The organism is Terrabacter sp. P5_B1, from assembly GCF_056400505.1.
Window position 1 is genome coordinate 1 of the sequence record NZ_JBFULD010000212.1, and the last position, 7,540, is coordinate 7,540.

Below are 7,540 nucleotides of genomic sequence, written 5' to 3' on the forward strand. Positions count from 1 at the left end.
GCCCGGGCAGCCCGGGCAGCCCGGGTCGCGCGGGTCGCGCGAACCGCGGGGCGAGCGGGAGCAGTCATGACGTGGACCTCGCTGCTCGACGTCGCCGGAGCAGTCTCGCTCCTGCTCGGGTCGTTCCTCTGCCTCGCCGGGGCCGTCGGCCTGCTGCGCTTCCCCGACACGCTCTCGCGGCTGCACGCCGCGACCAAGCCGCAGACCCTCGGACTCATCCTCATCCTCACCGGTCTCGCACTGACCCTGCGCACGTGGGCGGCCGTCACGACCCTCGTCCTGCTCGCGGCGACCCAGTTCTTCACCTCGCCCGTCTCGGCGCACCTCGTCGGTCGGGCCGCCTACCGCAACCGCCGCGTCGACACCGAGAGTCTCGAGATCGACGAGCTGTCCGACGCCCTCGACCGCGCCTCCCACCGCGCGGACGGCGACTCGGCGCACTGACGCGACCGGGCCACAGGGCATACGCCCCAAGGGATTTGACCTCGAGCGGGCTTGAGCTCCTACGGTCGGGCGGTGACACGGACCGAAAATGGCATGAGGCACCGCCTCGCCGAACGTACGATGAACCAAGTGATCTCGCTGCCCCACGCCGACCCAGGCACGCCCGACCTGACGAGCCCGACGGCATACCTCCGGTGGGTCGGCAACGGCCAGCGGCGCACCCTCGCCATCGCCATCGCCTTCGGCGTCGTGTGGCTCGTCAGCCAGGCGCTCTTCCCCGCCGCCATGGGCAAGGCCATCGACGAGGGCATCATCGGCGGCGACGCGGGGGCCCTCCTGCTGTGGTGCGGCATTCTCATCGGGCTCGTCGTCCTCAGCGCCCTGTCCGGCGCGATGCGTCACAAGTACGCCGTCGCCAACTGGATGCAGGGCGCGTTCCGCTCGGCCCAGCTCATCGGCCACAAGGCCGCCGACACCGGCGAGGCCCTGACCCGCTCCGTCCCGACGGGTGACGTCGTCGCCACGGTCAGCTCCGACGCCATGCGGATCGGCGGACTGTACGACGTCGCAGCGCGATTCGCGGGTGCGGTCGTGTCCTACGTCGTCGTCGCGCTCATCCTGCTGGGCGCCTCGACACCGCTTGGGCTCGTCGTCCTCATCGGTGTGCCGGTGCTCGTCGCCTGCCTGACCTTCATCGTCCGCCCGCTCCAGGCCCGCCAGCTCGCCCAGCGCGAGGAGTCCGGCACGCTCATCGGGCTCGGTGCCGACACCGTCGCCGGCCTGCGCGTGCTGCGCGGCATCGGCGGCGAGCAGACCTTCCTGGGCCGGTACGCCGTCCAGTCGCAGTCCGTGCGTCAGGTGGGCAACCGGGTCGCCGGCTACCAGGCGGCGCTCGACGCGGCCCAGGTCCTGCTGCCCGGCATCTTCGTCCTCGTCGTCGTGTGGCTCGGCGCGCGGTTCGCCATCGACGGCCAGATCACCGCCGGGCAGCTCGTCGCGTTCTACGGCTACACGGCCTTTCTCGTCATCCCGCTGCGCACCGCGACGGAGATGGTCGACCGGGCGACGCGCGCGCACATCGGTGCCCGCAAGCTGACGACGATCCTGCGCGTCGAGCCGGACGACGTCGAGAGGCTGAACGCGCAGCCGCTGCCATCCGGCCCGGCCCGGCTCCACGACCCGCGCAGCGGCGTCACGATCGAGCCGGGTCGCCTCACCGTCGTCGTGTCGGCGCGGCCCGAGGAGTCCGCGGCGCTCGCCAACCGGCTCGGCCGCTTCGGTGCCGACGAGACCGACGTGCGGCTCGACGGGACCCGCCTCGCCGACGCCTCCCTCGCGGAGGTCCGGCGCCGGATCGTCGTGTCGGAGACCGACCCCCGCCTCTTCACCGGCACGCTGCGCGCCGAGCTCGACCCGTGGGGCGACCACGACGACGCCTCGATCCTCGAGGCCCTCTCGGTCGCGAGCGGCGACGACGTGCTCGAGGCGCTGCCCGGCGGACTGGACAACGAGGTCGAGGAACGTGGCCGCGCCTTCTCCGGCGGCCAGCGCCAGCGCCTCGCCCTCACCCGTGCGCTCCTCACCGGCGCCGACACCCTCGTGCTCGTCGAGCCGACGAGCGCCGTCGACGCGCACACCGAGGCCCGGATCGCCGGACGGCTCACCGCCGCCCGGGCCGGCCGCACCACGGTCGTCATGTCCGCCAGCCCGTTGCTGCTCGACCAGGCCGACCACGTCGTCTTCCTGCGCGACGGCAGGGTCGCCGCAACCGGCACCCACAGCCGGCTCATGGCCGACGACCCCGACTACCGACGCACCGTCGTCCGAGGAGAGGAGGACTGATGTCACTGCCGCCCCCTTCGACCCCGTCGTCGACCCGGTCGCTGCCCGTCGCCGACATTGCCTCGGTCAAGGACCACACGCGCGGACTCGTCCGACGCCACCGCGGCAGCATCCTCGTCGTCATCGCGCTGCACGCGGTCGCCGCCGTGGCTGCCCTGGTCGCGCCGCGCGTCATCGGCCTGCTCGTCGACGAGATCAGCCACGGCCGCTCGCTCGCCGTCGTCAACCGCCTCGCGCTCTGGATCGCCGGTGCGGTCGTCGTGCAGACCGTCGTCACGTGGTTCGCGCGCCGGGCCTCGTTCGTCATGGGCGAGACGATCTTCGCCGAGCTGCGCGAGGAGTTCATGGAGCGCGTCGTCGAACTGCCGCTCTCGACCGTCGAGCGCGCCGGAACGGGGGACCTCGTCGCGCGCACGACGAACGACGTCGAGGCCCTCTCGCGCGTCATCCGTTTCGGCATCCCAGCGATCTTCCTCGGGGCTGTTACGACCGCGATCACCGTCGTCGCGGCCTTCCTCACCGGGTGGCAGGTCGCCCTGGCGATCGTCGTGGGTGTGCCCATCCTCGTGCTGTCGACGCGGCGCTACCTGCGCCACGCCCCCGAGGGCTACCTCCGCGAGCGGGCCACGTATGCCGTGCTCAACGGTGTCGTCACCGAGTCGGCCGACGGCGGCCGCACCATCGACGCGCTCGGTCTCGGCGGCCGTCGCCGGCGCCGCATGGACGACGCCCTGCGCGACTGCTACGACGCCGAGCTCTACACGCTCGGCCTGCGCCTGCGATGGTTCCCGTCGGTGGAGTTCGCCTTCTTCGCGCCCGTGGCCGTCACGCTGCTCTGGGGCGGGTTCCTCATCTCGCGCGACGTCGCGACCGCCGGCACCGTCACCGCCGTGGCGCTCTACGTGCAGCAGATGGCCGGCCCGCTCGACGAGCTCATCTCCTGGCTCGACGAGATCCAGATCGGCGCGACCAGCCTGGCCCGCGTCATCGGCATCGCCGACGTCCCGGCCGACCGCACCGCCACCGGGGCGGAGCCGGCCGATGACCGCCTCGAGGTCGAGGACGTCCACTACTCCTACCGGGCCGGCCGCGACGTGCTGCGCGGCGTCTCGCTCGACCTGCAGCCCGGCGAGCGCCTCGCCATCGTCGGACCGTCGGGTGCCGGCAAGTCGACGCTGGGCCGGCTCATGGCCGGCATCGACGGTCCGCGCGAGGGACGCGTCGAGGTCGGAGGTGTGCGCCTCGTCGACCTCGAGCTCGCCCAGCTGCGCGGCCAGGTCGCGCTCGTGACGCAGGAGCACCACGTCTTCGTCGGGACGCTCGAGGACAACCTGCGCCTCGCCAGCCCCGAGGCCTCGCGCGAGCAGCTGCTCGAAGCGCTGGCCGCCGTCGACGCGCGGGGCTGGGCGCTGGAGCTGCCCGAGGGGCTCGACACCCCCGTCGGGTCCGGAGGTCACCGGCTCACCGAGCCCCAGGCGCAGCAGCTCGCCCTCGCGCGGCTCGTCCTCGCTGACCCGCACACGCTGGTCCTCGACGAGGCTACCTCGCTGCTCGACCCGCGTGCCGCCCGACACCTCGAGCGGTCGCTCGCCGCGGTCGTCGAGGGGCGTACGGTCGTCGCCATCGCGCACCGGCTCATGACGGCGCACGACGCCGACCGGGTCTGCGTCGTCGAGGACGGTCGAATCAGCGAGATCGGCTCCCATGACGAGCTGCTCGAGGCCGACGGCGCGTATGCCGCCCTCTGGCGCTCGTGGCGCGACGAGCCCCAGCCGGCCCGCTGAGCCGGCCGTGGGCGCGAGCCCTTGCTTCGGCAAAGATTCGACAGCACCCGTAACCCGCATCCCGCTGCCTCGTTCTCAGCGCGGTGCCGGGCGGTTTCTCGACCGGTTGCTCGCCTGCACCGCCGGGTGGGGCCGTCTCTGAGGGGTGACGGCCTCACCCTCTTTCGTGCTCGGGCCGGCCATGCGGGGTGGTGCCGCCCGGCTGCCGCCCGGCTGCTCACCGCCCGGTCACAGGCTGCGTGCCTACCGTCGGAACATGCACGGGCTCGCCCGTCTCGTCACCGCTGCCGGCGTGTGCGCCGCGCTCGCGGGCTGCTCGTCGTCACCGACCGCAGCTCCGGCCGGCACCAGCGGACCCACCGCGCCGCCGACGAGCTCGGCCGCGAGCACGACGACACCGTCTGCTCCGTCGAGCCCCGCTCCGTCGACCCCTGCCCCGGCGCCCCGGCCCACCTCCGCCCCCCGCCAGACCTTGACGAGCCGGGGTGTCGGTCCGGCGCCGACCTCGTACCGCACCACCGTGGTGCACCGCGGCACGGACCATCCCGACGACCTCGTCCTCGACGCGTCGGGGGCCCTGCTCTACAGCGACTACACCAACGGGACGATCAGCAGGCTGCGCGCGGACGGCACGGGCGACGTCATCCACCGCGGCCTCGACGGGCCGGAGGGCCTGGTGCTCCTCGCGGACGGGACCCTCGTCGTCGCCGAGGAGAACACGAACCGGGTGCTCTTGTACGCGCCGGGGGCCGCGAGCCCGCACGTCCTCACGACGCTGCCCGGTCGGCCGGTCAAGGCGACCTGCCACGGGGGCGTCGACGGGATCGCCTGGGACGCGACCACGCACACCCTCGTCGTGCCCGACCCGGTCACCGGCACCATCTACCGGATGCGGCCGGACGGCTCGGACCGCACCGCGCTGTCGGGTGGGTTCGTGCACCCCGTCGGCGCAGCGGCCGGCCCCGACGGGGCCGTCTACGTCGCCGACGAGTGCGGCGGTGACGTGTGGCGCGTCGGCGCCGGGGGCAGCCACACCCGGGTCRCGCGCGCCAGCATGCCCGACGACCTCGCCCTCGACGGCCACGGCAACCTGCTCGTCACGGACGTCCGGCACACCAACCACGACGTGCGCCGGTGGCCGCTCGCCGGAGGCGGCTCCACCGTCCTGGCCCGCGCCGGACTCATCGAGCCCCAGGGCCTGATCGTCGACGCCGCGGGACGCATCTACGTCTCGGACGACCAGAGCGACGTCATCCTGCTCCTGACGCCCAACGGCTGAGCGCAGCCCTCCGGTATCGGCGTCAGGCGTCGACGAGCTGGTAGGCCTCGCCCTGCGCCGGCCGACGGTCGGCCTCGCCGCGCGCCGGCCACAGCGACACGGCCCGCTCGGCCTGCGCGGTGATCGTCAGGCTCGGGTTGACGCCGAGGTTGGCCGAGACGGCCGACCCGTCCAGCACATGGAGGCCCGGATAGCCCCACACGCGCTGGTAGGGGTCGATGACGCCGTGCTCGGGCGAGTCGGAGATGACCGCGCCGCCGAGGAAGTGCGCCGTCATCGGGATGTCGAGCACCTCGCCGACCGACGACCCGGGCCAGGCGCGCTCGCCCGTCGTGCGCTCGAGACGCTCCGCCATGGCGCGCACCGCGACGTTGCCCTCGGGGATGTACGTGGGGTTCGGCTCGCCGTGGCCCTGCGACGAGGTCAGGTGCCACCCGAGCAGCCCGCGCCGGCGCCGCACCATGATCGAGTTGTCACTCGTCTGCATGACGAGGGCGATGACGGTGCGCTCGCTCCAGCGCCGGGTCGACAGCGACCGGGCGAAGACGAGCGGATGGCGGGCAGCGGTGCCGGCGAAACGCAACCACCGGGGTGTGCCGCCACCACCGTCGACCTGCATGACCGCGAGCGCTCCCATGAGGTTGGAGCCCCTGCCGTAGCGCACGTTCTCGACGTGCGTCGTGTCCGAGACGTGGAAGCTCGAGGTGATGGCGACACCCCTCGTCAGGTCGACGCCGTCCGGCACCTTGACGGTCATCGCCCCGCCCAGCGCCTCGGAGTTGGTCCGCGTCAGCTCACCGAGCGAGTCCGACAGGCGCGGCAGCCCGCGCCCCTCCGGTTCGGCCTTCATCGCCTGCAGCAGCTGCGCGGTGCCCCAGGCCCCGGCCGCGACGACCACCTGCGCAGCCGTCACGGTGCGCTCCCCCGCCCGGCGCCGACTCCACGAGCCGCTGCGAACGGTCGTGACGGCATACCCCTGCTCCGGCGCAGCCGGGTCGAGCGGGCGCACGCGCGTCACGGTGCGCAGCGGCTCGATGGTGACGCCGCGCCGCTCGGCCAGCGCGAGGTAGTTCTTGACGAGGGTGTTCTTGGCGCCGACCCGGCAGCCCACCATGCAGTTGCCGCACTCGGTGCAGCCCGTGCGTGCCGGTCCGTCGCCGCCGAAGTAGGGGTCGAGCACCCGCTTGCCGGGCTCACCGAAGAAGACGCCGACCGGGGTCTTGCGGAAGCTCCCGCCGACGCCGAGGTCAGCGGCCGTGTCGCGCATCAGCTGCTCGACCGGGCCCTCGCACGGGTTGACGGTGACACCGAGCATCCGCTGGGCGGTCGCGTAGTGCGGCGCGAGCTCGGCCTGCCAGTCGGTGATGTGGCCCCACTGCCGGTCGCGGAAGAACGGCGCCGGCGGCACGTAGAGGGTGTTCGCGTAGTTGAGCGACCCGCCGCCCACGCCCGCCCCCGCCAGGACGAGGCAGTCCGGCAGCCGGTGGATGCGCTGGACGCCGAAGAGCCCGAGCTTGGGCGCCCACAGGTAGCGGCGCACGTCCCAGCTGGTCCTGGCGAAGTCCTCGTCCTCGAAACGGCGTCCCGCCTCGTAGACGTGGACGCGGTAGCCCTTCTCGGCGAGGCGCAGCGCAGCGACCGAGCCACCGAAGCCGGAACCGATGACGACGACGTCGTGGTCGAACTCCATGGGCTCACCCTAGGGAGAGCCGTGGCCTGCAGGCTACCGTCAGTAACCTTCGCCACACGCCGGCGCGGCGTCAGTTGCCCAGGTAGGGCGACACGACGACCTCGACCCGTTGGAACTCCTTGACGTCGGAGTAGCCGGTCGTGGCCATCGCCCGCTTGAGGGCGCCGATGACGTTGGTCGTGCCGTCGGCCTGCCGGCCCGGGCCGAAGAGGATCTCCTCGAGCGAGGCCTGCGCGCCGAGCGCGATGCGCTCACCGCGGGGCAGCTGCGGGTGGTGCGCCTCGGGGCCCCAGTGGTAGCCGCCGCCGGGGGCGTCGGCCGCCCGGGCCAGGGCCGCCCCGAGCATGACCGCGTCGGCGCCGCACGCGACGGCCTTGACGATGTCACCCGAGGTGCCCACGCCGCCGTCGGCGATGACGTGGACGTAGCGGCCACCCGACTCGTCGAGGTAGTCGCGGCGGGCCGCGGCGACGTCGGCGACGGCCGAGGCCATCGGCGCGT

7 protein-coding genes are annotated in these 7,540 nt (G+C 73.3%); 4 read left to right on the plus strand and 3 right to left on the minus strand.

The window, feature by feature from the left end; all coding sequences use genetic code 11:
* The 3 genes from mnhG to AC1DP0_RS14850 form a co-directional block, all read left to right on the plus strand.
* Positions 1 to 444 (plus strand): monovalent cation/H(+) antiporter subunit G (mnhG, locus tag AC1DP0_RS14840; RefSeq protein WP_478085392.1); only part of this gene is annotated, 444 nt, incomplete at its 5' end.
* A gap of 120 nt (positions 445 to 564) precedes the next feature.
* A complete protein-coding gene (locus tag AC1DP0_RS14845; RefSeq protein WP_478085394.1) occupies positions 565 to 2,286 on the plus strand; it encodes an ABC transporter ATP-binding protein in 1,722 nt (573 codons plus the stop codon).
* A complete protein-coding gene (locus AC1DP0_RS14850; protein WP_478085396.1) occupies positions 2,286 to 4,070 on the plus strand; it encodes an ABC transporter ATP-binding protein in 1,785 nt (594 codons plus the stop codon). The genes AC1DP0_RS14845 and AC1DP0_RS14850 overlap by 1 nt, the downstream gene beginning before the upstream one ends.
* A gap of 243 nt (positions 4,071 to 4,313) precedes the next feature.
* On the opposite strand, the gene AC1DP0_RS14855 is transcribed toward AC1DP0_RS14850, so the two are convergent.
* Positions 4,314 to 4,589 (minus strand): hypothetical protein, encoded by a 276-nt coding sequence (locus tag AC1DP0_RS14855; protein WP_478085399.1) that lies wholly within the window; start codon positions 4,587 to 4,589, stop codon positions 4,314 to 4,316.
* Between the two features lies 1 nt (position 4,590).
* On the opposite strand from AC1DP0_RS14855, the gene AC1DP0_RS14860 reads away from it, so the two are divergent.
* Entirely contained in the window at positions 4,591 to 5,349 is a 759-nt protein-coding gene (locus AC1DP0_RS14860; RefSeq protein ID WP_478085401.1) for an NHL repeat-containing protein, read from the plus strand.
* A 22-nt stretch (positions 5,350 to 5,371) separates the two neighbouring features.
* On the opposite strand, the gene AC1DP0_RS14865 is transcribed toward AC1DP0_RS14860, so the two are convergent.
* Both AC1DP0_RS14865 and AC1DP0_RS14870 read right to left on the minus strand, forming a co-directional pair.
* A complete protein-coding gene (locus AC1DP0_RS14865; RefSeq protein WP_478085403.1) occupies positions 5,372 to 7,039 on the minus strand; it encodes a GMC oxidoreductase in 1,668 nt (555 codons plus the stop codon).
* 70 nt (positions 7,040 to 7,109) lie between these two features.
* On the minus strand, positions 7,110 to 7,540 hold a 431-nt coding region (locus AC1DP0_RS14870; protein WP_478085405.1), incomplete at its 5' end, for an IMP dehydrogenase.

Bases quoted from the DNA above. Each gene is read 5' to 3' on its own strand.
- AC1DP0_RS14865 (WP_478085403.1), bottom strand. From the start codon at position 7,039: ATGGAGTTCGACCACGACGTCGTCGTCATCGGTTCCGGCTTCGGTGGC.
- AC1DP0_RS14845 (WP_478085394.1), top strand. From the start codon at position 565: ATGAACCAAGTGATCTCGCTGCCCCACGCCGACCCAGGCACGCCCGAC.
- AC1DP0_RS14850 (WP_478085396.1), top strand. From the start codon at position 2,286: ATGTCACTGCCGCCCCCTTCGACCCCGTCGTCGACCCGGTCGCTGCCC.